20 protein-coding genes and 1 pseudogene are annotated in these 24,506 nt (G+C 56.0%); 9 read left to right on the top strand and 12 right to left on the bottom strand.

Annotated elements, in window-relative coordinates; all coding sequences use genetic code 11:
* The first annotated feature begins 183 nt into the window (after positions 1-183).
* Positions 184-507, top strand: coding sequence for a DUF4148 domain-containing protein (locus M0D64_RS06375; RefSeq protein WP_266257038.1), 324 nt, complete (start codon positions 184-186; stop codon positions 505-507).
* Positions 508-976: 469 nt separating this feature from the next.
* Positions 977-2,380 carry an aldehyde dehydrogenase family protein gene (locus M0D64_RS06370; RefSeq protein ID WP_266240098.1) on the top strand — a complete coding sequence of 468 codons (1,404 nt, stop codon included), beginning with the start codon at positions 977-979 and terminating at the stop codon, positions 2,378-2,380.
* 103 nt (positions 2,381-2,483) lie between these two features.
* On the opposite strand, the pseudogene M0D64_RS06365 reads toward M0D64_RS06370, so the two are convergent.
* The 3 genes and pseudogenes from M0D64_RS06365 to M0D64_RS06355 form a co-directional block, all read right to left on the bottom strand.
* Positions 2,484-2,606, bottom strand: a pseudogene (locus M0D64_RS06365) (IS6 family transposase); the annotation flags it as partial.
* 23 nt (positions 2,607-2,629) lie between these two features.
* A complete protein-coding gene (locus M0D64_RS06360) occupies positions 2,630-3,754 on the bottom strand; it encodes a porin (protein WP_266240174.1) in 1,125 nt (374 codons plus the stop codon).
* Positions 3,755-4,136: 382 nt separating this feature from the next.
* Positions 4,137-5,315: a CynX/NimT family MFS transporter gene (locus M0D64_RS06355; protein ID WP_266257037.1), complete on the bottom strand. Its 1,179-nt coding sequence runs from the start codon at positions 5,313-5,315 to the stop codon at positions 4,137-4,139.
* A gap of 766 nt (positions 5,316-6,081) precedes the next feature.
* Here M0D64_RS06355 and M0D64_RS06350 point away from each other — a divergent pair.
* From M0D64_RS06350 to M0D64_RS06335, 4 genes are all read left to right on the top strand, one after another.
* Complete coding sequence (locus M0D64_RS06350) at positions 6,082-7,053, top strand: NAD-dependent epimerase/dehydratase family protein (RefSeq protein WP_266257036.1); 972 nt, start codon at positions 6,082-6,084, stop codon at positions 7,051-7,053.
* 128 nt (positions 7,054-7,181) lie between these two features.
* Entirely contained in the window at positions 7,182-8,558 is a 1,377-nt protein-coding gene (locus M0D64_RS06345; RefSeq protein WP_266257035.1) for an NAD(P)/FAD-dependent oxidoreductase, read from the top strand.
* A 120-nt stretch (positions 8,559-8,678) separates the two neighbouring features.
* The gene (locus M0D64_RS06340; RefSeq protein WP_266257034.1) at positions 8,679-9,686 is read left to right on the top strand and encodes a LysR family transcriptional regulator; all 1,008 of its coding nucleotides are present in this window, start codon (positions 8,679-8,681) and stop codon (positions 9,684-9,686) included.
* Between the two features lie 508 nt (positions 9,687-10,194).
* Positions 10,195-11,361 carry an alkene reductase gene (locus M0D64_RS06335; RefSeq protein ID WP_266257033.1) on the top strand — a complete coding sequence of 389 codons (1,167 nt, stop codon included), beginning with the start codon at positions 10,195-10,197 and terminating at the stop codon, positions 11,359-11,361.
* A gap of 136 nt (positions 11,362-11,497) precedes the next feature.
* Here M0D64_RS06335 and M0D64_RS06330 read toward each other — a convergent pair whose 3' ends face one another.
* The 5 genes from M0D64_RS06330 to M0D64_RS06310 all read right to left on the bottom strand — a co-directional run bounded on the left by M0D64_RS06330 (position 11,498) and on the right by M0D64_RS06310 (position 16,183).
* Positions 11,498-12,922: an NAD(P)(+) transhydrogenase (Re/Si-specific) subunit beta gene (locus M0D64_RS06330; protein WP_266257032.1), complete on the bottom strand. Its 1,425-nt coding sequence runs from the start codon at positions 12,920-12,922 to the stop codon at positions 11,498-11,500.
* Positions 12,923-13,010: 88 nt separating this feature from the next.
* Entirely contained in the window at positions 13,011-13,337 is a 327-nt protein-coding gene (locus M0D64_RS06325; protein ID WP_266257031.1) for an NAD(P) transhydrogenase subunit alpha, read from the bottom strand.
* A gap of 3 nt (positions 13,338-13,340) precedes the next feature.
* The gene (locus tag M0D64_RS06320) at positions 13,341-14,456 is read right to left on the bottom strand and encodes a Re/Si-specific NAD(P)(+) transhydrogenase subunit alpha (RefSeq protein ID WP_266257030.1); all 1,116 of its coding nucleotides are present in this window, start codon (positions 14,454-14,456) and stop codon (positions 13,341-13,343) included.
* A 198-nt stretch (positions 14,457-14,654) separates the two neighbouring features.
* The gene (locus M0D64_RS06315) at positions 14,655-15,632 is read right to left on the bottom strand and encodes a D-2-hydroxyacid dehydrogenase family protein (RefSeq protein WP_266257029.1); all 978 of its coding nucleotides are present in this window, start codon (positions 15,630-15,632) and stop codon (positions 14,655-14,657) included.
* 218 nt (positions 15,633-15,850) lie between these two features.
* Positions 15,851-16,183 (bottom strand): NIPSNAP family protein, encoded by a 333-nt coding sequence (locus M0D64_RS06310; RefSeq protein WP_266257028.1) that lies wholly within the window; start codon positions 16,181-16,183, stop codon positions 15,851-15,853.
* A gap of 245 nt (positions 16,184-16,428) precedes the next feature.
* Between M0D64_RS06310 and M0D64_RS06305 the strand changes: the two genes are divergently transcribed.
* The 3 genes from M0D64_RS06305 (at position 16,429) to M0D64_RS06295 (ending at position 20,449) form a co-directional block, all read left to right on the top strand.
* Positions 16,429-18,387: an NAD(P)/FAD-dependent oxidoreductase gene (locus tag M0D64_RS06305; RefSeq protein ID WP_266257027.1), complete on the top strand. Its 1,959-nt coding sequence runs from the start codon at positions 16,429-16,431 to the stop codon at positions 18,385-18,387.
* Between the two features lie 74 nt (positions 18,388-18,461).
* Positions 18,462-19,190, top strand: a complete 729-nt coding sequence (locus tag M0D64_RS06300; protein WP_266257026.1) for an alpha/beta fold hydrolase — start codon at positions 18,462-18,464, stop codon at positions 19,188-19,190.
* Positions 19,191-19,396: 206 nt separating this feature from the next.
* Positions 19,397-20,449 carry a cyclase family protein gene (locus M0D64_RS06295; RefSeq protein WP_266257025.1) on the top strand — a complete coding sequence of 351 codons (1,053 nt, stop codon included), beginning with the start codon at positions 19,397-19,399 and terminating at the stop codon, positions 20,447-20,449.
* Positions 20,450-20,643: 194 nt separating this feature from the next.
* Here the strand turns inward: M0D64_RS06295 and M0D64_RS06290 are convergent, their stop codons facing one another.
* From M0D64_RS06290 to M0D64_RS06275, 4 genes are all read right to left on the bottom strand, one after another.
* Positions 20,644-21,282, bottom strand: coding sequence for a glutathione S-transferase family protein (locus M0D64_RS06290; RefSeq protein WP_266257024.1), 639 nt, complete (start codon positions 21,280-21,282; stop codon positions 20,644-20,646).
* Between the two features lie 107 nt (positions 21,283-21,389).
* Positions 21,390-22,289: an MBL fold metallo-hydrolase gene (locus M0D64_RS06285; RefSeq protein ID WP_266257023.1), complete on the bottom strand. Its 900-nt coding sequence runs from the start codon at positions 22,287-22,289 to the stop codon at positions 21,390-21,392.
* Positions 22,290-22,340: 51 nt separating this feature from the next.
* Entirely contained in the window at positions 22,341-23,411 is a 1,071-nt protein-coding gene (locus tag M0D64_RS06280; RefSeq protein WP_266257022.1) for a branched-chain amino acid ABC transporter permease, read from the bottom strand.
* A gap of 16 nt (positions 23,412-23,427) precedes the next feature.
* Entirely contained in the window at positions 23,428-24,492 is a 1,065-nt protein-coding gene (locus tag M0D64_RS06275) for a branched-chain amino acid ABC transporter permease (protein WP_266257021.1), read from the bottom strand.
* Between the last annotated feature and the right edge of the window lie 14 nt (positions 24,493-24,506).

The raw sequence follows: 24,506 nt of genomic DNA, 5'->3' as shown, positions 1-24,506 counted from the left end.
AATTAGAAAAGATCTAACCATTTGGCCACTTGGCGCCGCGATTGTCTTGTTTGTACAAACAGTGAATTCGGAAGTTAAGTATTTACCCTAGATATCCGGTTCTCTACACTTTACGTATGGGCTGCGAACAAAAGTGTTCGCAGCAAACACCATCGAACCAGACAATCTTTGCAGGTAGTCATCATGAAATCGCTTATCAAAGTTGCGGCATTCGTCGCCGTGCTCGCTGCTCCAATCGTTTCGTTTGCGCAGTCTAGTGAACCTGTTAGCCGCGCGCAGGTTCGTGCCGAACTAATTCAGGTTGAGAAGGCAGGTTACAACCCCGGTGACTGGATTCACTACCCGGAAAATATCCAGGCGGCTGAAGCGCGTGTTGCTGCGCAAAACGGCACAGTGCAAGCCGACCACGCTGGCTATGGGGAAGGCGCTACCGGCACTTCGGAGTCGGGTCGACGGGGTGATATGACCGAGAGTACCTACTCGCCGCCGGTTTCTGTCGTCCGTTAATTGACTGGCAGATTGGGGCGACATGTCGCCCCGTTTGCACTTCCTTTCAAAGTCTCCCGCGTCGTGAATTCACAGGGCAGCAGGATCGGTCATTCAACCGCTCTTGGTCGAGGCGAGGAGAATTCGCCTCCGACGAGAGGCATCGCCCCATCGACAGTTGCTTTGCGTTCTGCATAAGCACTTCACCGCAAAGAAAACAACGCGGCTGCACAGCCCAGCCGGCTTTGACGAGACATCGGTTGCGGCGCTCAAAGCTTGGCTTTGCAAGTGCCGGCACTCCCGGCACTTTGTCGACTCGACTTGAATGATGAGAGGCAAACCAGTGATTCTCGACATGAGATCAATATTCCTGATCCGTTCCATCAGCCAACATCGTAGCTAAGCAAACGTCTAGGTCATAAGATCAGTAATCGAAATCTGATGCCAGCTATCGAGCGACGCACAGGCTTACGGACTGGAGCAGCTAAAAATGACCTATCGTCTTCTTGTCGATGGCGAACTTGTCGCGGGCGCAGAGACGCTCGACGTCATCAATCCCGCCACGGGTAGGGTATTTGCCACCGCGCCCCGCGCGGATATGCCCCAGGCTGAGCAAGCAGTTGCTGCTGCGAAACGTGCTTTCCAAGTCTGGTCGAAACTCAGCTTCCCACAACGTCGAGCATATCTTGATCAGTTCGCTGATGGGATCGAGGAGCGCTTTGACGAATTTTCGCGCGTTTTGACGCAGGAGCAGGGCAAGCCACTTGAAGAGGCGAAGTTCGAAGTTGGCGGGGCTGTCGCTGCGCTGCGCTACTTCGCGTCTCTTAAACTGGAGTTCCGCGTGCTGCGCGAGACCCGGAAGGAACGCATCATTGAGCAGCGGTATCCGCAAGGTGTGATAGTGGCGATCAACCCGTGGAATTTCCCGCTCATTCTGCTGATGCAGAAGTTGGGGCCGGCGTTGATCACTGGCAACGCAGTAATCGCGAAGCCTGCACCTACCACACCGCTCACTACACTCATGCTGGGAGAGGTTGCATCAACGGCATTGCCGGCCGGTGTGTTCCAGACTATCGTAGACCAGAATGACTTGGGACCATTCCTGACCAGTCATCCAGACGTTGCTCACGTGAGCTTCACTGGCTCGACGCCGACCGGGAAGAAGGTGTTGCACAGCCTCGCGGATACATTAAAGCGCTTTACCCTCGAACTCGGTGGCAACGACGCTGCAATCATTCTCGACGACGCGGATCTCGACAAGGTCGCGCCAAAGGTGTACCGATCGGCAACAGTCAACGCAGGTCAGGTTTGCTTTGCTACCAAACGAGTCTATGCCCCGCGCGCGATGGTTGATGCGCTGTGTAACGCGCTTGCCCGCCTGGCAGGCGAGTCCAAGGTCGGGGACGGTCTCGAAGACGATACGACGATTGGCCCGATCCAGAATCGAGCTCAGTACGAAAAAGTGCTTGCCTTTATCGAAGATGCGCGGACCAACGGAACGATCGTCGCTGGCGGCGAACCGATCGCAGGCGATGGCTATTTCATTGCACCGACAATCGTGCGCGATTTGCCGGACAACGCGCGCCTTGTGCGGGAAGAGCAGTTCGGACCGATTCTGCCAGTGCTTGCCTACGACGATATCGATGAAGTGATTGCACGCGTTAACGATAGCGATTATGGCCTCGGCGGAACGGTGTGGACCTCAAACCCGCAGCGAGGTATTGAGATCGCTTCGCGCATTGAGACCGGCACAGTCTGGGTCAACCAGCATCTGGCGCTGCCTTTCGATGTGCCGTTTGGAGGTGCCAAGCAGTCTGGCATTGGTCGTCAGCAAGGCGTCGAGGGATTGGAAGACTTTACCCAGATCCGAATAATCAACGCCGCACTCGTCTGATTAACCGGCAACCGGCGGTGCGTGTACGGATCTCTCCTTCGATCCTTGATGCCGACAGACAGAATACAGACGCAAAGAAACCTACTTACACCCGGGCGTGGACCCGGGTGCGCCGCTTGATCGCGCGGTGACTCTGTTTCACAGTGTTGTTCGGAAACTTTACCTGGCTGATCTTGATAAGTGTTCCGCGCTCGGCTGTTATGGCTTCGAGCGCGGTGGCCAAATTGCAACAGAACTGAGCCTTGCGAATCAGAACAGCTGTTGAAGGCCAGCCATCACACCCAACTGTCCTTCTCCGCGAGGCGGCGTAGTGCCGCCCGCGCCGGAAACCGCATAGGCGGCGTGCGCACTGTTGCTGAGATAGGCCGACTGCAAATAGACGGCCGTGCGCTTGGAGAGGTGATAGGTGCCACGCAACGTGACCATGGTGGCGCGCGCGTCCTGAACGTGATTGATGATCCGGAACGCCTCGCCGTCGAGCATGAACGCAGGTGTTGCCTGCCACGACGCGCCGACAGAATAGATATTGGAACGCACATCGGGCCCTGCCGCCACGGTCGTCACGCTACGCCCTACAAACCCGGCGGAGACCTTAACGGAACCCAGCACGGCGTACGTGCCTAACCACGTATGAGTGTCCTTGTCGGCACTGCTGGTGAGCGGAAAAGCCGCATTCCCGTCATAAAAAATTGCCGAGGCATTGGTGCCGCCGCGCTGTTCGTCGTATGCTCCTGCAACGCCGAACCACGAGGTGTCGTATTTCACCATGCCAGACCATTGTCGACACTGAGTCGGCTGTCCGGGTACGGATCCCGCACAGGTGCCCTGCCCAGGCGTATTGCCTGTGCCCGTCGAGTCACGACCGAACGAATAGGTGGCGCCGAGGGTGAGCCCATGGAACTTTCCGCGATAGGAAACCGTATTGTCGCTTCGATCGGATGCGAGGTAAGGATCAAGGGCCGCCATCCCGTAGATATCCGGTCCAAGGATGTCACTGTCCGCCATCGCCCAAAGCAACATGGTGTATTGACGCCCGAAGGACAGCAAGCCATACGGCGAGTTGATTCCGACCCATGCCTGGCGACCGAACAGCCGACCGCCTTGCCCTAAACTTCCGTTTGGCATGTTGATGCCGCTTTCCAGCACGAACTGGGCTGACAGTCCGCCACCCAGATCTTCATTGCCACGAAAGCCCCACCGCGACGGCAATTCGCCAGTGATACCTGGCATGCGAAGCACGCTATTGCCGTTGGCATTGGCGTGCGTGACGTATTCCACGCCGGTGTCGACGATGCCGTACAGCGAAACGCTGCTCTGTGCATATGCTGTAGCTGCTGCGAGAGAAAACCCTAAACCGAACCCAGCGGATATCAGATTCCGAAATTTCACGAAAATCTCCTAATTTTTTCAATATGCTTTTGCAAGCAATATAAATACGGGATGCTAAGTTTTATTCCGAAATTTCTATTCTGCAGACGGAATAATTCATTCAGGGTAAAGATCGCTTTGTCAGCGCTACCCAAATTTTCGTACCGTTTCAGGTTACCAATCTGATGTAGGCGATCCTCCGCCAGACACTGGTCGTGAACGCCAGCCGGCCGGGAGGTCAGGCGGACCAAGCCACTCGCCGGCCTGTGCGCACAGTTGCAAGCTTGATTGCGTGAATATTGTTGTATTTCGGCCAGCAGGAATGCCGCGAATTTCGCTAATAAGTTGGTTTTGAATCTTCGTTTAAGTCTCTTTTTCGCGCGCTAACTCAAGCGACCCTTTCGAGCCGCAAATGACCCTGAGGACGTCCATCTTTTAGCATCAATGACCCGAGGAAGAACAAACCTTCGACACAGCAGATGAACGCAAACGCTGCATGAAAGTCTCCGCGGTAAATGTCGACGAGCCATGCGAATATCGTCGTTGCCGCTGTTGCGATGACATAGCTCACCGACCAGAAGATGCTGAAACGGACGGAGACGCGAGCCCAAGTCATTCCGGGTTGATCCTGTCCGAGTGTGAATACCGTGGCCAACGGCAGAATCAAAAAGATGCCCAGCATAATGGCGCTAAGGAACACGATTGTCGGGTTCTTCGAGAAGCTCAGGAGGCAGGCGAAGAGTACCTGAAATGCGCCACTTATCCGGAGTAGTCGCATTCTGTCACGCACCCGACTGGCTACGACCATGCCTGCTATGCCTCCGCCGAGTCCGGACAACAAGACGGTATGCGTCTCGTTGATGCCGGCGGCAGGGTAAAACGTGAACATGACGATGTAAAACGAGAGCATTCCCGAATAGATCGTTGCCAGCTTCCACGTGAACGGATCACGCAGGCCCTTGCTGAACGGATAGTGCTCATCTTTCACGGCTACATCGTCAGCTTTGACGGGACCTGCTTGCCCGAATATCAGCCACAGGAGTGTCAGAAGTACGCTGGCAAAAGATATGGCAGTCAGTACGTGCCCCCAACTTCCCAGCACGGAAACCGCGGGCTGAAGCAGGAACATGGTCAGGACGGCACCCAGATTGAACGTGATGTTGTTCAAGCCGTTTACCACGGGGCGTTCCGAGGGCGCGAACCAACTGACCACGATGGGGTTGAAGTAAACGATCATCAGTGCTCCACCAAGGCCCATCAGAAAACGAGATGCAATCAGCAAACTGAAGTTCGTCACAAGGGGCGTGCAGATCCCGAAGCAGACTAGCAATCCCGCTAAGAACACAGCGCGGCGTAATCCGATCTTTCCGACAATCGCCGCCGCAATCGCCGTACCGACAATCTTTGCAATCGTGACCGCGGTACTGAGACTACTTGCCTGCGTCAGACTGTGGATTCCCACCTGTTTCATGATGTCCTGCATGAAGGTGGACGCACCGACCCACGACATAGCAAATGTCAGGTAGCTGAAGAAAATAATCGCCTCGATGAGGTACTTCTTTTTCACCGTCGTCTCCAGTAATTTTTGTTTGGTGCTTGTCGATATCTTCGATGCTGGACGTTATCGCTCCTCTCCTGGCAGGCGCAATATCCACCTGCACCGACGAGGACTGAGGTGCGGATTCACCGATCACCCAGTTTCTGACTTCACGATTCGTTGACTCGTTCATCGTAAGTTCCGATTGGGGAGCGGCCCGTGACGTCATGTTCAGGTGTGAATCTAAGGCCGGTCGAGGCGATCCTGCAGCGACATACAGTGATGGACCGCATTAGGAATACTGATACAGGTGGTCAGCAGGGCGATCGATAACTCCTCTCCAGACTGGCGGCGCCATCCTGTCACCCAAGCAGAGTCAGGGCTTGAGGCTAGTCGGACCACGCCCGTCCCGAGAAATACAAACGACTACGACGGGTGAGCAATCGCCCGTGGTATAGGGGTAAATCGGGATAGGTAAGCTTTCCTGCGACGAGAAAATTGAGCGTTTCTGTGAATGAAGGCGACCAAGTTTTGCTCTCTTTGCACGCAATGAGGATTGCACTTCATCGGACCGGACAGATTGAGCACCGATTGACCAGAGGGATTGGCGACGACGCAAGTAGTCCTTGCGGGAAATAAACATACCGAGTAGTATGTTTTCCATCGACTGACAAATCCGATGTCATAGCAGCGGCAATGATACGGTGATGAGGGATTGAGCACTGGTGCCAAGCCCAGCTAGTCGAAAAGTAGTGCACAGATTTCGCGATCTTTACTGGACTGGTGAGGTTGAACCATGCGGGTACTGCTTACGGGCGCGGCGGGATTTCTCGGGAGGGCCCTAACCAAGGCGCTGCTGACCACGGGACATTTGACCTTTCCCGACCGAGGCGATAGCGCCATAACAGAACTTATCCTCGTCGATCGAGTGTCAACGCCCGCGCCAGTTTCACCAGATTCACCGATACGGGTGCGCGTACTGACAGGCGATCTGGCCGATGCTGGTTTCGTCGACCATCTGGCGTCGCTCGACAGTGACAGCATCTTTCACCTCGCTGCTAGTCTTACTCTGGACGCCGAGCGCGATATGGAGTCTGCCTACCTGATCAACGTCGAGTCGCTGCGGCGTCTGGTCGAGAGCTCGACCACGTCAGCTAAATTCGTGTTCGCCAGTTCGATCGCGGTGTTCGGTGGGGACCTGCCTGCATCCGTTGACGACTCGCTTCGGTCTGAGCCGGACACGACCTACGGTGCGCATAAGGCGATTGCCGAACTGATGGTCGCCGACTACAGCCGTAAGGGCAGAATTGACGGCCGAGGTCTGCGTTTGCCCATTGTTCTGATCCGCGATGGCGCACCCACACCGGCCGTTTCCGATCGGATTGCGGCGATCGTCCGGGAGCCATTGATGGGCAGGGACGTCGTGTCGCCGCTTGCTCCGGACACGCGGCTTCCTGTTGCTTCGGCGCAGGCCGTGGCAACGGCGTTGATCGCGCTGCATAACCTCCCCGAAGACGCTCTGCCGCACGGACGTGCAATGAATCTGCCCGCACTGACGGTGAGCGTAGCTGATATGGTCGCGACGGTTGAGCGGCGGCGCAGCGGCGCCGCAGTGGGCCGCATTCTTTTCGATGTGGATAGCGAACTTCAGCACATCGTCGATAGTTGGCCCAAGGAATTCACCTCGGCGAATGCAGTCCGACTTGGCCTACGCGCCGATGCTAATTTCGAGTCCATCGTGGAAAACTACCTCGCCGGTTTGACATAGGGGACTCGTGGTCGGAGCAAGCAGAGTTCGATCAAGACTATTTTATTTAAAATATATAATTAATACTACATACTATTTGGAAACGTGTGGAGATCGATAATCCGCCACGGAGACTCGAGTTCCGCGCAGTGAGTAACTTCATCTATTCATTAGATAAGGCAATGAAAGAAATCATGAAAAATCCATCGAATTCCTCGAGTCATCTCGATCAACTTCCCGTGTGCATCATTGGTGCCGGGTCATCGGGGGTTACGGCTGCAAAATCGCTGAAGGAGAAGGGCGTCGCATTCGAATGCTTCGAGATCGGTTCGAATATCGGCGGCATGTGGCGATATGAGAACGACAACGGGCTTTCGTCTGCGTACCGCAGTTTGCATATCGACACGAGCCGCAATAACCTCGGCTACTCTGACTATCCCATTCCGGATCACTATCCGGACTTTCTCTCTCACTTTGAAGTTCTTGACTATCTGGAAGAATACGCAGAGCACTTCGGCGTACGGCCTCATATCCGGTTCAATTCTCGCGTGGATAAAGTCGAACAGGAATCTGACGGGAACTGGCGGGTAACGCTGGCGAGCGGGGAATCCAAGCGTTTTCGTGCGGTGATCGTCGCCAACGGTCACCTCTGGGATCCGCGCTGGGCCGATTTCAAAGGCGACTTCGAGGGGGAGCAGACCCATTCACACCATTATCGGACAGCCGATCCATTCAAAGGCAAGAATGTGCTTGTCGTTGGCATCGGAAATTCGGCGGTTGATGTCGCGGTCGACCTGTGTAAAAGCGCCGCAAGCACCTTGTTGTCGACACGGCGCAGCGCGTGGATTATGCCGAAGTACATCATGGGCATTCCGACTGACCGTTGGTCTACGCTTTTCTCACGACGCTTGCGTCTACCGACACGCGTCTCGCGCACGTTGGTTCGCTGGCTCGCCTTTATGGTGACGGGGGACCAGGCGCGATTCGGCGTTCCTCGTCCCAAACATGCGGTCTGGCGGGAGCATGCCACGCTCAGCCAGGAATTGCTGCCTTTTTGCGGTCATGGCTGGATTCGCGTGAAGCCCAATATCAAGGTATTGGACGGAACACATGTCATCTTTGAAGATGGCAGCAGAGAGCCTGTCGACGTAATCATCCACGCAACTGGGTATCGAGCCAGCTTTCCGTTCCTGGACCGTACCGTTTTCGAAGTGGCCGATGGGCAGGTCGAACTCTATCGACGCATGGTGGCGCCGTCCCGTCCCGGTCTCTATATGTTGGGGCTCGTTCAGCCAATCGGACCGACCATCCCGTTGGTGGAAATTCAGGCGCGTTGGCTCGCGTCCGTACTGGCGGGGGACACAGTTTTGCCCGGCGAGCGTGAGATGAAGAATGAAATTCGCGCGCATCAGGCGGAGATCAGCCGTCGCTATGTCGGTTCTGCCCGCTACACCCTGGAGGTCGATTACCGGAGCTACGCGAAACAACTGTTCGGCGATATTGCGAACGGACGAGCTGCAGCGTGACGTCGCAGAAAGCACGGTCAGAAGTGACGTTTTTATCAGATCGTTGAGCAAAAGCTACGCATCCAGCGCCGGCTATCCGGATCCACGAAGCGATATTCGGGAGATTAGAGGAGGATATAGATGGACCGCCTGCAGGCAATGAAGGTTTTCACGAGGGTGGTGGAAACCAGCAGTTTTTCGCGCGCAGCGGAGGCGCTGGATTTACCGCGTGCATCGGTTAGCAACCTCGTCCAAAACCTTGAGGCGTACCTCAAAGTGCGTCTCTTGCAGCGTACTACGCGCCAGGTGAGATTGACATCAGATGGGGCCGCGTACTACGAGCGGTGCGTGAGCATCCTCGCGGACGTCGAGGAGACAGAAAGTTCGTTGTTAAACTCATTCGCTTCTCCGCGCGGCAAACTGCGGGTCGACATACCTGTGGCGCTGGGAAAGCTGATCGTGATGCCGAGACTTTTTGAATTCCATGCACGCTATCCGGACATCGAGTTAATGGTTGGCTTCGGAGACAAGCGGGCCGATCTGATTCAGGACGGTGTCGATTGCGTGATTCGCATCGGCACGCTGCAGGACTCAAGTTTGGTAGCGCGCCGCATTGGCATCTTTGAACGTGTAACGGTGGCGAGTCCGGCATATTTGCAGCTCAATGGCACGCCTCAAACGCTCAAGGATCTGGACGATCACGTTGCGGTGAATTATTTCCTCGGTCGAACGGGGCGCATGATGGACATGACCTTTGTGGTGGACAGCCAAACCGTCGGGGTGAAGATGCGCGGTAATATTGCGGTCAACGATGCGGAGGCATATGTTACGTGTGGTCTGAATGGCGTAGGCCTGTTGCAGGCGCCGCGTTTTATGGCGCTGCCGCATTTGCGTTCAGGCGAACTGGTCGAAGTGCTGTCGCAATGGAAGCCATCGCCAATGCCTATCTCGGCAGTCTATCCCCACAATCGGCATCTGTCTCCGACCCTTCGCGTGCTCGTCGACTGGCTTAGCGGGCTTTTCGGAGAGTACCCGCTGTTCTCGGGCCGGCAGGATTCGGAAGAACAGTGTTTGCCAACTGTCGCATCGACATCGTTCACCCGACGCATCATCGGCAAGTCAACTGAAGCAATCGATCCGATTGCCTGATATCACGGTATCCAGACGATCCGCTATCCCGCAATCACAGGGTGGTTCGCGATAACCAACTTAAAGTAGAACCTCGCTCTTCACGCACAGCCGCGGTCGGATCAGAAACGCTGATTCGGCGCATCAGGCGATATCGCACCTCGGCCTGCCATGACCTTCTATATTGGTGGCTGCGTTATCCTGCAACGGTCACATTTCTGAGGCGTTCTGAACAGGGCGATGACCAGTCTGTAGAAACAGCGCGTGATTTAACGCACGACCACAAAATCAATTGAAGGAAAGGGCGGCCTGAGGCTACTTGGCGCAACTGGCAGAGTATGTGAATTTCGCTCAGGGTGCAGCGCCGTCGCTGATTGACGTTGTGGTTGTTGCGAGCGACTACACGCTGGCGCCTGGCATTCACATCGATTCTATGCGTGAGTCGCAAGCGACTCAATTCACTAGCCGTGCGATTTGGACGACACGCTATTGTCGCCTAAGTCGTGCATCACATCCTGGAAGCCAAGCAATGAAGAACGCGACGGCGAAAGACTTAATGCTTAATTCGGAGATTCCCATGGAGACGATTCAAGAGTACCAATTATTTCGCCCCTATCTGTTGAATGACCAGCAGCTTCTGAATCGCGTGGTCATGGCGCCGCTTACACGGGCTCGGGCCGAGAACACGGGCTTGGTACCGACAGAGTTGCATGCCGAGTACTATGCCCAGCGCGCGGGTGAGGGCTCTGCTGGCGCAATTATCACTGAGGGAACCTGGGTCAGTCCGCAGGCGGTAGGTTGGGCGGATGTTCCAGGTATCTATACCGAAGAGCAGGTTCGCGGATGGCGCCTCGTCACGGATGCGGTTCATCGAAAAGGAGCGAAAATCTTCGTTCAGCTTTGGCACACAGGCGCGACTTCGCATCCGGATTTCTTTGGCGGTCAGCCTCCGCTTGCTCCGTCTGCCGTCAACCCTCGTCTTCAAAGCCCCACGGCATCGGGCCGCAAGGATACGGTAGAACCCCGCGCAATGAGCACCGAGCAGATCAAGACGACAGTCAAGGATTTCCAGAGGGCGGCGCAACACGCGATCGATGCGGGCTTCGATGGCGTCCAGATTCAGGCAGGGTACGTCTACCTGTTCAATCAATTTCTTAACCCGCTGACCAATAATCGGGAAGATGAATACGGCGGGTCGGTTGAAAACAGGGCGAGATTTCTCTTCGAAGTACTCGATGCACTGTCCGATGTGATGAATACCGGCCGTATCGGGGTAAAGACAGGTCCGATAACGGGGGAGTTGGGGCAATTCATCTCGACTGACCAGACGCTGCCTACCTCCGATTACGTCATCAACCGCCTCAATGACTACAAGTTGAACCACTTGCTACTCATGAGCGCAATGAGCGACCTCTCCAGCACGCCAGTGGCTCATTTGCAGGGCGATGCAATCTACCGGCACTACCGGAAAATATACAAGGGAAATCTGATTGCGAACGTTGGGTTCGATTTTGAGCGAGCAAACAGGGTCCTCGCGGAGGATCTTGCCGATCTGGTTGCTTTCGGACGAGCGTTTATTGCAAATCCAGACTTGACTACTCGCTTCCAGAAGGGGCTGAAAATCGATCAATCGAACCCGGCAAGTCACTACGGCGGGGGCTCTGTGGGGTACACCGACTATAGACCGGCTGCGTGAAGCAGCGATCGCGGTTTGACCTCAACACTCGGGTGGCCATGCCCGGGTGTTGAGTTTTTTTTGACTCCACTGCTCCGAAGTGAGTACAGGTTGACAGGTCTCAATATCTTAGCCGAACACGTCTGTCCCGCCCCGGTTATTCAATCGCCTTTCCCATCTCCTCGACCACCTTTTTGGCGTCCCCAAAGACCATCATGGTTTTGTCCATGTAGAACAGGTCGTTGTCCAGCCCAGCGTAGCCTGCGGCCATTGAGCGCTTGTTGACGATCACGGTTTTGGCTTTGTACGCCTCGAGAATCGGCATGCCGTAAATCGGGCTGCCCTTGTTGTGCGCAGCCGGATTCACCACATCGTTGGCCCCGAGGATGATCGCGACATCAGCCTGGCCGAAATCGCCGTTGATGTCCTCCATTTCGAATACCTGGTCATAAGGTACTTCGGCTTCGGCCAGCAGCACGTTCATGTGTCCTGGCATACGCCCAGCCACCGGGTGAATCGCGTACTTCACAGTTATCCCCTTTTCAGTGAGTTTCGTTGCCAGTTCCTTGACGGCGTGCTGTGCGCGGGCGACAGCCAGCCCATAGCCGGGCACGATCACCACGGTTTCAGCGTTGCTCAGTACGAAGGCGGCGTCGTCCGCACTGCCGCTTTTGACGTTACGCTGCTGTTGTGCGCCAAGGGCCTGTGTGCCGACCTCTCCGCCAAACCCGCCGAGGATGACGTTGAAGAACGAGCGGTTCATCGCTCTGCACATGATGTAGCTGAGGATCGCGCCGGAGCTGCCCACCAGGGAACCCGCAATGATCAACATGGCATTGTTCAGACTGAAGCCGATGCCCGCGGCGGCCCAGCCTGAATAGCTATTGAGCATCGACACGACGACAGGCATGTCGGCGCCGCCGATCGGGATGATGAGCAATACGCCGAGCGCGAAGCCCAGCATGATCACCAACATGACGTCCATCCAGCTTTGGGTGTGCCAGAAGGCGAAGCAGAAGACAGCGGCGATGATTCCAAGTATCAGATTCAGTGGGTGCTGGCCGGCGAACTGCACGGGTGCACCCTGGAATAGTCGAAATTTGTAGCGGCCCGAAAGCTTGCCGAACGCGATGACCGATCCGCTAAATGTAACTGCTCCGATGAAAGCACCCAGCGCGAGTTCAACGCGGTTGCCGCCAGGAATAGCTTCGCCGTGGCCGACGATGCGGAAGGCCCACGGCTCGGCGACGGCCGCCACCGCGATGAACACCGCGGCCAGTCCGATCATGCTGTGCATGAACGCTACCAGTTCGGGCATTTTGGCCATTTCAACGCGGCGCGCCATGATGGCGCCCGCGGTGCCGCCGACGAGGAGTCCAAGCAGAACCCACGCCACACCAACGATGTGACCGCCCGCAATCTGGACGATCAGTGCTGCAGTTGTGAGTGTGGCCACCGCCATTCCGCTCATCCCGAAGAGATTGCCGCGAATGGAGGTGGTCGGATGGCTCAATCCCTTGAGAGCCTGGATGAAGCAGACGCTGGCAATCAGATACAGCAGCGTGACGAGATTCATGCTCATAATTGGTTTTCCTTCAGGCTTGTCGCCGCACGCATTTCGTTAGTCGACAGATCAAGACTGGACGTGCGTTCGAACTGCAGGCAGGCGTTCATGCTTTTTTTCCTTCGGTCCGAGTGGCAGGCTTCCTGTCTTTCTTCTTGAACATCTCGAGCATGCGCCGGGTGACCAGGAAGCCGCCGAAGATATTTACGGCAGCCAGCGTTACGGCGAGCACGCCCATGGTCTTTCCCAGGTAGGTTTCGGTTAGCGCTGCTGCGAGCATGGCGCCAACGATGACGATGGCTGAGATGGCGTTGGTCACGGCCATCAGGGGCGTGTGCAACGCCGGCGTGACGGTCCACACCACGTGATAGCCTACGTAGATGGCCAGCACGAAGATGATCAGATTGATAACTGTGTGATTGACGATGTCCATGATCTATTTCTTCCTCACTTCACCGTTATGCGTTACGAGGCAGGCCGCCACAATGTCGTCTTCCAAGTCGATCCTGAAGTCGCCTTTGTCGGGGCAAATGAGTTTAAAAAAGTCCAGTACGTTGCGTGCGTACAGGCTACTGGCGTCGGCGGCTACCAATGCCGGCAGATTGGTTTCACCCACGAGCGTGACGCCATGTTTGACAACTGTCTTGCCGGGCTCGGTTAGCGGGCAATTGCCGCCTTGCGGTGCCGCGAGATCGACGACCACCGAACCGGGCTTCATTGCCATCACCATCTCCTCCGTAATCAGCCGGGGCGCGGGACGGCCCGGGATCAGGGCGGTCGAAATGACCACGTCGGCCATCGCGACGCGTCGCGCGACCTCGAGTTTCTGACGATCCAGCCAACTTTGGGGCATGGGGCGAGCATAGCCGCCGACGCCTTCCGCGGCAGCCTGTTCTTCAGGCGTTTCGTAGGGGACGTCGATGAATTTCGCGCCTAACGATTCGACTTGCTCCTTGACACTCGGGCGCACGTCGCTCGCTTCGATGACGGCGCCCAAGCGCTTCGCGGTGGCGATGGCTTGCAGACCTGCCACGCCGACGCCCAGAATGACGACGCGTGCGGCCTTGATGGTACCGGCAGCGGTCATGAGCATCGGGAACAGGCGCTGGTACTTCTCGGCGGCGATCATGACCGCCTTATAGCCGGCAATGTTGGCCTGCGATGAGAGAACGTCCATGCTCTGTGCACGAGTTGTGCGCGGCGCCGCCTCGAGCGCAAAGCCGGTCAGGCCGGCGGCCGCCAGACGTTGCAGTCCGACTGGGTCGAAGGCATTGAGCAGGCCGATGACTACCGCGTCACGTCGCATCAGCGCGGTTTCGCTATCGACGGGCGCGCGAACCTTTAGCACGATGTCCGCGCTGAAAGCACCGGCCAAATCGGTGATCTCCGCGCCAGCCGCCTCGTAGGCCGCGTCGGTGACACTGGCAGCAACGCCAGCGCCAGTTTGAACACGCACCGTGTGGCCTTGATCAACGAGCTTTCTAGCTGTCTCCGCAGTGACCGCAACACGGGCTTCGTCCGGTGCGGTTTCGGTGGGAACCCCTAATATCACGCTTTAGCTCCTTGACAATCTGATGCATTCACATTGGAACGGCATACAAGCGCTAATGCGCCGCCGTGACATGTCGTTGCCGGCATGGCGTCCTCTTGACTATGGTGTGGGTAAGAAGCTGAAGCCTGCGGACGCTGCAAAGCGCCGCAAGGCGTGGGAGATCAGTGGTCTGATTCGCGTTATCGGTGGGTGGGTACGCTACGCGACGGCGTCCTCGCCGGTGTACTTCGGGTTGCTCAACCAGCGATCGAGATGATCGACGGTATCGCCGTAGAAGGTTCGGTACAGACTGTTTGAAACATACCCGATGTGCGGCGTAGCCAACACGTTACTCAATGACCGGTACGGATGCGCCTTCGCCAGTGGCTCTTCGTCGAACACGTCCAACGCCGCACCGGCTATCCGGTTTGTGGCTAGCGCATCGATCAGGTCTGCCTCGCGAACAATGGGGCCGCGCGATGGGTTGATCAGCCGCGCGGTCGGCTTCATCAAGGCGATCTCTTCTGCGCCAACCAGCCCCCGTGTTCTATCGCTCAGGATCAGGTGTATGGAAAGGATGTCGGCCCTTCGAAAGAGTTCATCCTTAGAAACGTAGCTGACTTGAGCCGCCGCCGCCTTCTCGGGCGTGAGGTTCTGACTCCATGCGATTACCTGCATGCCAAATGATCGACCGATCGCTGCAACGCTGGTACCGATATTTCCGAGCCCGAGGATCGCTAGCGTCTTACCGTACAGATCCTCTCCCACTTTGGTCTGCCACTCACCCTTACGAAGGGACGAGGACTCTGCGACGAGATGGCGGGTGCTTGCCAGAATGAGGGCCCACGTCAGTTCAACAGTGGGAGTCGAGGCATAGCCGGTGTTGACAACCGTGATGCCCCGTTCCTTCGCGGCCTCCATGTCGATGGAGCGATTTCGGGGCGCGGTCGATGCAATGAGCCTCAGGCGCGGCAAATTCTCAATGATCGAGCGCGGCAACGGCGTGCGTTCACGCATGACGCAGAGGACGTCGAATGGGGCAAGACGCTCTATAAGGGCCTGAGAATCGGAGATGTTGTCATAGAAGACGGTGATCTCCGCTCTGTCGCGAAGGCGGGACCAGTCGGCCATCTCCAAGGCGACGCCCTGATAGTCGTCCAGGACTGCAATTTTAACGAGCTCACCGGTGCGCACCACTTTTCCTCCTTGAGTGCTATGTACATTGAGCAGGCTATTCGACTGTCTATCCAGAACGACGTGTTGGCCGGAAACCTGATTCCAATAGTGGGTATTTTGTATCGGAAGTCAGATTTCCCGCCAACCGCATTTCATATGCTGTCGTCGATGGAAATGTCAGCAAGTGTTCATCGGCTTAGAAAAAGGCGATATCAACACATGCTGCGTTGAAGCCGAGATTATTTTGAAGCCGCCAAGGCTTCGGCCACGGCGGAGTCCCCGGCGAGGATCGATTTCTTGATTTCTTGCAAAACGGGACCACCTACCTCGCTTTGCTTCTTGATTTCAAGCCATTCCGGATCCGCCAGGAACGCGGCCCATGCAGCGACACGCGCGGGTTCGCTTTCGAAACTGAGGACATACCAAAGCTGCCGTGGATCTTCTACCGGATTCGTTGCGAAGACGAGTGTGAGGCCATGTTTCTCGAAGAGCGGTAGCGTCTTCAGGAAGCGCTCGCGCATGATCGACTCTTTTTCGGGGTTCGGGGTGTATTGACGCAGTTCGTAGATCATTGATGTGTCCGCCTGGTTGATGGATATTGAAAGATAACGGTCCGGCTCAGGCGGAGGCAAACGAGTTATTCAGATGGGGGTGATCACGCTTTTTGATGTGGGCGGATTATCGTCATCGTCAATATTTTGCCCCTTTTGTGCTATCAAGATTCCTGATTGCCTACATCAATCGATATCGCCGACGAACTGAGTTGCTCCGACTATGCTTGCATCTCCTCAAGATAAAGGCCCATTCGGAGTAACCTATGACAAGTCCATTCGATGCAGCCGTTCGCGACGAGCGCGCGCTAACCTCTGCTCTTGAAACAGCAGATTTCGCCCCGGCGCTGATGACGCTGGTCTATCTGACTGGAGACTTCACACTTCTTGACGAAGTGTCACCCCACATCAAGGGCGCCTGGAGTTTTCTGGAGTCTGTTCCGGAACCGTTGAAGAAGAAGGTTCGCACGCGGTTGGTGACAGCGCTCAAGGAGTTTGCCGCAGAGGGCGCTCAGTTGCCGCCTCTGCCGGATCCCAAGTCTTTGCGCCGCATGATGAGCGCCAGTGTAGGCGCCGAGGTCCCGGAGGAGTACGTTCCGCTCTTCGTTGAAGAACTGCGTCTGGGCAATGTCGATACACGCGCGCTCCAGTGGCGAAGCGATCCGGGGTCGTTCCGGCGTGACGCATTCAAGGTTGTAATCGTGGGCGCTGGCTTGTCGGGCGTATGCGCAGGTATTCGGCTCAAGGAAGCCGGCATTCCCTTCGTCATCCTGGAGCGTAATACGGGCGTTGGCGGCACCTGGTTCGAGAACCACTACCCGGGAGCGGGCGTCGACACGCCGAATCAGTTTTACTCGTATTCATTTAATCCGAATCCCGACTGGTCTCGCCATTTCTCCCTTCAGAATGAGATCTGGAAGTACATCGACGACACGGTCGACAATTTCGATCTTCGTCAGCATATCCGCTTCGGCGTCGAAGTTACCGGTGCGAATTTTGACGAGGCAGGCGCGCGCTGGCATGTCTCCTGTCGTGCGTCAGATGGGGAAGCCGAGGTGCTGCAATGCAATGTGCTCATCACGGCGGCAGGACACAATGTGGCTGCAACACCGAGTTTCCAGGGCCTGGAGACGTTCGCTGGTGAAAAGGTGCATACGGCGCATTGGGATCACCGGGTCGACCTGAGCGGCAAGCGTGTCGCAATGATCGGTACGGGCGCGAGCGGGATGCAAGTGGGTCCTGCCGTTGCCGGCGCCGTTGACAATCTCACCATATTCCAGCGCACGCCACATTGGGCCATGGGCAATGCCAACTACCACCGGCCGACGTCGGATGGGCAGAGGTGGGCGCTCAAGAACATCCCACTCTTTAACGAGTGGGCACGGTTTCTGGTGTTCTGGGCCGCATCGGACGGATTCCACAAGACCTTGCACATCGATCCCAACTGGCATCTGCCTGCGCAATCTCTCAATAGCGAGAACCATGCGATGCGCGAAAACATCATCGCCTACATGCGCAATGAGTTGGATGGCGATGAGGAACTCCTTCGCAAGTGCACGCCGGACTACCCGCCATACGGCAAGCGTCTCCTGCGTGATAACAATTGGTTCAAGATGTTGAAGCGTCCAAACGTGGACCTGGTTACCGACCCGATCTCACACATCACCGAGTCGGGCGTGGTGACGAAGGATGGTTCGGAGTACAAGGCCGACGTTCTTGTCCTTGCTACAGGCTTTCACGCATCGAAGCTATTGTGGCCGATGGAGATCCGTGGGCTCGGCGGCACGTCGATTCGTGACGTCTGGGGTGATGACGATCCTCGCGCATACAAGGGTATGACGGTACCGGGCTTCCCCAATCTTTTCATCGTTGCCGGCCCCAATACCATTCTGTCGCATGGCGGAAGCGCAATCTTTCACACGGAGTGCCAGGTGACCTACATCCTGCAGGCCGTGCGGGAAATGGTCGAAAAGGATGTCGCGACGATCGAGGTGCGCGAGAATGTCTACAGAGACTACAACGACATCGTTGATAACAAGCTTCAGAACATGGTCTGGTCACACCGTGGGGTCACCAGCTGGTACAAAAACAAGCGCAATCGCGTGACCATGACGTCGCCTTGGCGCCTGGTCGATTTCTGGCAGATCACGCACGCGTTCGATCCGAACGATTTCATGCTGGTCACGAACGCGGACCATGACGTCTCCGAGCAGCAACCTGTTTGACGATTGTTTCTTTCTGGGGTGATCGAATGGCTTACGTTCAACGTGACACCATGGTGTCTGGGGTACGGTCTCGCATGTTTGAAGGGGGCGAGGGGGAGACAGTCCTTTTCTTGCATGGCGCAGCCGGATTGACTGGCTGGCTTCCTTATTTTGAATCCTTGTCGCACCGCTTTAAGGTATTGGCGCCTGAACACCCTGGCTACGGCGAAGTTGTAAGGCCGGATTCAATTGTCTCGATCGCCGACCTGGCCGAGTACTACAAGTCTTTTACAGCCGGTTTGGGACGCTTTCACCTGATCGGGAGTTCATTGGGTGGCTGGCTCGCCAGCATGCTTGCATTGCTGGCGCCGGCGGAGGTTCAAAGCCTGACACTCATTGCTCCCGCCGGTATGCGCGAGAGGCCCGATGGATCAGGTCCGGGGACTTTGCCGTCCCGCGGGGAACGCCTTCGCAGGCTGTATTTTGACCAGGGATTTGTGGAGCGCATCCTGGCACAGGATCCGCCGGACATTCAACAAATCGAAACCAGGAACTGGGCGACTTCTTCTCTTCTTGGTGGCCCAGGCTTCTACAATCCGATGATGCAGTCAGAGTTGGCAAAGCTGGCTTGTCCGACACTCATTCTGTGGGGAAAAGAGGATCAAGTCGTGTCGGTCGAGCAGGCACGTCTCTGGGGCAATGCGATCACGGGAGCCGATGTTCGCATTTTCTCGCGCTGCGGTCATTTGCCCCATCTGGAAATGGCGACCATGGCTGCGGGCCTTACACAGGACTTCATCAACAAGCGGAATATCCCGGCGTAATCTTCGCGCGACGCGCACCCGATTTCGCGTGGAGTTCCTGTGCTGCCGCCGCTCCCGATTCGTGCCAGATTCAGATGGAATATTTCACGTGGACGTGTCTGTGGAGCGCGGCAACAAAAGGTTTTCGTACAAAAACCGCATGAATTGTCTGTGGCTTTTGAGAACGAAGTAGCGATGTAAATCAGGCGGAATGGAGGCTGCAAAGAATGGCTGAAAAACGTTGGAAACGTCGTCCCGAGAGTTCGAATTGGGGCGACTTCGGACCAGACGATCAATTGGGGCGCCTAAACCTCCTTACGGCGGAGCAGGTTTTGAAGGGACATGAAGAGGTTCGGGTGGGAGAGACGTTTTGCCTGAGTCTGCCGCTCGACTATCCCGGGGGCAACGCGCTTCATGCGAATCGATATCCGCCAGTGATCCGCCCCACGTTGCGAAAGGGACACGTGAATTTCAATTGCGTGCTCGATGAGTTCGATCCTGGCCGAACGGATGTCCTTTCCGACGACCTGGTGGTGCTTCACTTGCAGTATTCGACGCAATGGGATGGACTGTCTCACGTCGGTTCGCGGTTTGATGCAGACGCCGATGGACTGCCCGAGTCAGTCTATTACAACGGTTTTCGTGCGGGCAGGGACATCGTGGGACCAAGCAGCCCAACTGATGCGGGCGTGTTTGTTGATCCCGGCAGCTTCTCCACGTCGTCTGCAAAGGCACTCGGAATCGAGAACATGGCTCAAAAGTGTGTTCAAGGGCGTGCTGCCATGGTCGACTTGCACCACCATTTGGGCTTTGGTCGCACGGTGGTGGGTTACGATGCCTTCATGCGCATCCTTGACGCCGACTCGATAGAAATCGAGACGGGTGACATTCTATGCCTTCATACTGGATTCTCGGAATCCATCCTCAAGATGAACCGGGATCCCGACCCGAGCAAGATGCACACCACGGGAGCGGCGCTGGACGGACGCGATGAGCGACTTCTGCAATGGATAACCGATAGCGGTGTGGTCGCGATCGCCGCTGATAATTATGCGGTGGAAGCTTATCCTGCGAATGGTGACGATCCCTGCTGTGCGGCGTTGCCGCTTCACGAGCACTGTCTGTTCAAACTCGGGATTCATTTGGGTGAACTGTGGCGGCTTACGCCACTGGCTCAATGGCTTCGCAACCACAAACGCTACCGTTTCCTTCTTACCGCGCCCCCCCTCAACCTACCAGGTGCGGTCGCTTCGCCTGTTACCCCAGTTGCGACAGTGTAGGCATGTAGGTATGCCAGGCTTGCTCTAAAACGATGTCTGAACACCCGACGCAGATTCGTGAATGCCAAGGTGATGGTATCGCTATACCTGACCGGCAGAGAGTCGCGGGGAAAACCGTCCTGCACCTTGATCAAGGGCCGCGTCGATCCGTCGACGCGGCCCCCTTCGTCATTCACCAGTTAGGATTGTCGAACTCACTCAAGGACACCCCGTAGCGGAACAAAGCCGGGAATTGCCTCGACTCGGGGTAACCAGGCGCGAATTGCAGGGTAGTTGTAGAGCGGGACACCACTGCCGGGCAGATGCTTCGTATAAGCATACATGGAGAGATCCGCCAGGGTGGGTATGCCATCTACTAGGAACGCCCCGTCCCCGCCCGATTCCAGAGCCTGCTCCATCAGACTACACAACGTTGTCGCGCGCGCTATTTCTTCGTCGCAGGGCTTCGATAGCTTAAGCAAGGTGACGAAGCGCAAGACAGCCGCACCAAAAGCCAACTGGCCTGCGGCGGCCGAAAGCCAGCGATGTATGCGGGCGGCCGTGGCTGAGTCATCGGGCCACAACGATGAGCCAGGCGCGTAGCGTTGCACAAGGTAAATCATGATCGAATTCGAGTCGGCGAGAACTACGCCGTTGTCGTCGATCACTGGGACCTGCCCAAAGGGATTCAGCGCAAGAAAGGCGGGTTGGCGCTGATCACCTTGGCGTAGGTCGATTTCGATCGGCTCGAACGGCAGTCCAAGGATGCCCATTAAAGCTTCTACTCGATGACAGTGGCCCGACGTGGCCATTCGGTAGAAGCGAATGGGGCGAACTGGAAGCGTATTAGACATGTGTTGTTACTTACGTGGATGGCCGGGTGAACGGCACGTGGTCAAACTAAGGAGAAGTTGCTGCCAGACTTTGGATATCGATGGCGTGGCGCATCAGGTTTTCCCGGTCAGATCGTAGAGGCTGGCCACGGCGCCGATTCAAACGCAAAGCCGCTACCGGCGCGTCGGACATAGCCACAATGCGGATTGCCGAAATGCGCGGGAAGCAATAGCGCGTTGCGGTCGGCCGCCAGGCCGAGTAAATGCCGGCGAGTATCCCGAGCCAGTTCAGGGTGGCTATCGAAGCATGAGTTCCAATCAGGGCGCAAAACCTGAATAGGATGGTGAATCATGTCGCCGCAAAACATGGCGTGTTGTCCTTCAGACTCGAAATGAAGACTGGCTTGTCCCACCATGTGCCCCGGAGCCGGTTCGGCCTGAAGACAATCTACCAGTAAGTCAGTCGATTCGAAGACGTCCACCAGGCCGCGCTCAAGCAACGGCACTACGCTGTCCGCATAAGCGAGGCTGTACCCGTGAGTCGGGTTGTCTTTGTAAGCTTCACTCATGTACTCAAGGCATTCACGAGGCATCAAGTAGCGCGCGTTAGGAAATGTTGGTACCCATTCGTTATTGACGTATTGCGTATTCCATCCGACATGATCGGCATGCAGGTGCGTCGCAATGACGTGTGTAACCGATTCAACGGGAGCGCCAGCCGCCTCGAGCCATCCGAGATACTGCGTGTTGAGACGGTGCAGCCGCTCGAAGGAAGGGCGCTCCTTGCCGTTTCCGACGCCCGTATCGATGAGAATGACTTTATCGTCAACCTGGAGCAGCCAGCTATGCAGCGCCACGACAAACTTGTTTACTCTGGGAATCCAGAAATCGGGTGCGAGCCAATTTTTGTTGGCTTCAAGGACCGCCAGGTCTACCTCAGGAAGCAACTGATTCGGACCATGTGAGGGACCTGAGTACTCTCGCACCACGGTGAGCGTGGCCGATCCAATCTTCCTTGTATGAATCATGAAAAACTCCTTCCTTGAAACTAAAACGTTCTACCGGTTTTGCCACATTTCTTAAAGTAAGCCACGCTTCGACGCGCGTAGCTTGCCGACAATTCCACTTGGGAAGAAATAGACGGAGAGGACAAATGCGATGCCGAACCACAAGAGCCAGCGGTCTGGATCAAATAGCCTGGCCATCAGAACATGTGAGGCAAGGGATGGTGCCAGGCTGGTCATCAGACTCTGCAAGTAGTTTTCGGCTATGACAAACAATGCTACACCCACGATCGGGCCGTAGATCGTACCGAGTCCGCCAATGACGGCCATCAGCAATATATTCAGAACGACGTCGAAGCCGACAATGGACTGTGGACCAACGTATTGAAGCCACAAAGCCATCAGAACTCCGCCGCATGTCGCGATCGCAGCGGCCACACAGTTCACCGTGACACGGTAAGTCAGAGCGTGATATCCGATTGCTTCAGCTCGAAATTCATTTTCACGGATTGCCTCCATGACACGACCGAAGCGCGAATTCACGATGCGTAGCATCGCAAAGACGAGGATCACTGTGCTGAAGAAAATGATGTAGTAAACCGCCACTTTTCCGTTTATGGTTGTTGCGAGGATATCGTGGTCGAAAAATCGAAAGCTTGGGGTCAATGACTCCGGCAGACGGAAGTTGAGTCCGTCGTCCCCTCCTGTTATATCGCTCATACGAGTCACCAAGGCCCCGAAAGCAGCTGATATTGCCAGAGTCATCATGCTATAAAAAATCGCTTTCACCCGTAACGAAATGAGTGCGATAAGAAGCGCCACAACGACAGATACTGCAACCGAACCCAATGTTCCTAGTGCGATCGCGCTCCAGGTCGGCCCCATCCTGGATATCGCTATCGCCGTCCCGTAGGCGCCGATGCCATAGAACATGGCGTGAGCAAATGACACCACGCCACAATATCCGAGAAGTAAATCGAAGGACGCAACGAGGACAATGAAAACGCACGTCGTCGCGGCGACGTTGATTGGGCGGACGCCGGAAAAGAGAAAAGGCGCAGTCCCCAGATAGAGAAAAATCACAACCAGCAGGACGCTGAGAAGTCGACTGCGCGGAAAATCGCCGGATAGGACCTGGTTAAACATTCTGCATCACCCGTGACTAGTGTTTACTGAGAGGCAGTAGGCCTCGCGGACGCCAGAGCAGTACTAGCATCATGACGGCGATATTCGAAATCAGCGCCAGATCCGGCAGCAGAAAGTTGACGTAGTTGCTGACCAGTGCTACCAATATGGCACCAATAAAACAACCCGTGATGGACCCCGGACCACCGATGATGACAATGATCAGCATTGGTACCAATACATCCGATCCAATTGCGAAAGTGAACTGCTCATTGTAGAACCCCCACATCGCTCCGCCGAGTCCAGCGAGTGCCGATCCTGCAACGAAGACTGCGACAAAAATTCGACGGGTGCGGTAGCCGAGTGCCTCGACCATTTCGTAGTTCTCAACGCCGGCACGGATCAAAAGTCCGATACGAGTGAAGTTGAGCAGGAGCGTTAAGAGCGCGAAAACGACAGCGCCGAGACCGACAGCAACGAGCCGGTATCGCTCGATAGAAACGTTCCCGATGGCGAGCGAGCCGCGAAGTGTCTCCGGCCTTGGAAGCAGCATCTGATTCGAACCAAAGATTACCAAGAGCGCCTGTTCGACAATGATGAGCGCGCCGATGGTAATCAGAATCTGCTTAAGATAGTTTCCGTAGACCGGCTTGATGAAAAGGCGTTCGAAAATCCATCCGACCAGCGCGGTAATCGTCATTGAAGAAAGCAGGATGATGGCAATTTTTTCGAAGTCGGATAAGGTGGACGAACGCGTCAGCAAATTATTCACAGGGCCGACGAGGAGAGTGGCGCTATATGCACCCACCGCAACGAAACCTGCGTGGCCGAAATTCATTACATCCATCAAGCCGAAAACCAGCGTCAGACCACTTGCCATGACGAACAGCATCATGCCCATCGCGAGCGCGGCGACGGTCAGCGTAATCCAGGTGGGAACACTCCGGACGACCAGAAACGCGACGGCGATCAACGCAAGGATCAAAAATTGAGGAGCCCAGTCGCGAGTGCGGCCTGGAAGCATCAGCGTGGAATCCGCAGCACGATTTGAGGATGTCAATGGTGCGGGGGAGGTGTCATATGAAGTATCAGGGACGGCCATCGGTACTCCGGAAT

It is taken from the genome of Paraburkholderia sp. WS6 (assembly GCF_030464835.1).
Classification (GTDB): domain Bacteria; phylum Pseudomonadota; class Gammaproteobacteria; order Burkholderiales; family Burkholderiaceae; genus Paraburkholderia; species Paraburkholderia madseniana.
The sequence above is the reverse complement of the archived record's forward strand: the minus strand, read 5'-3'. Positions and strand labels throughout refer to the sequence as shown.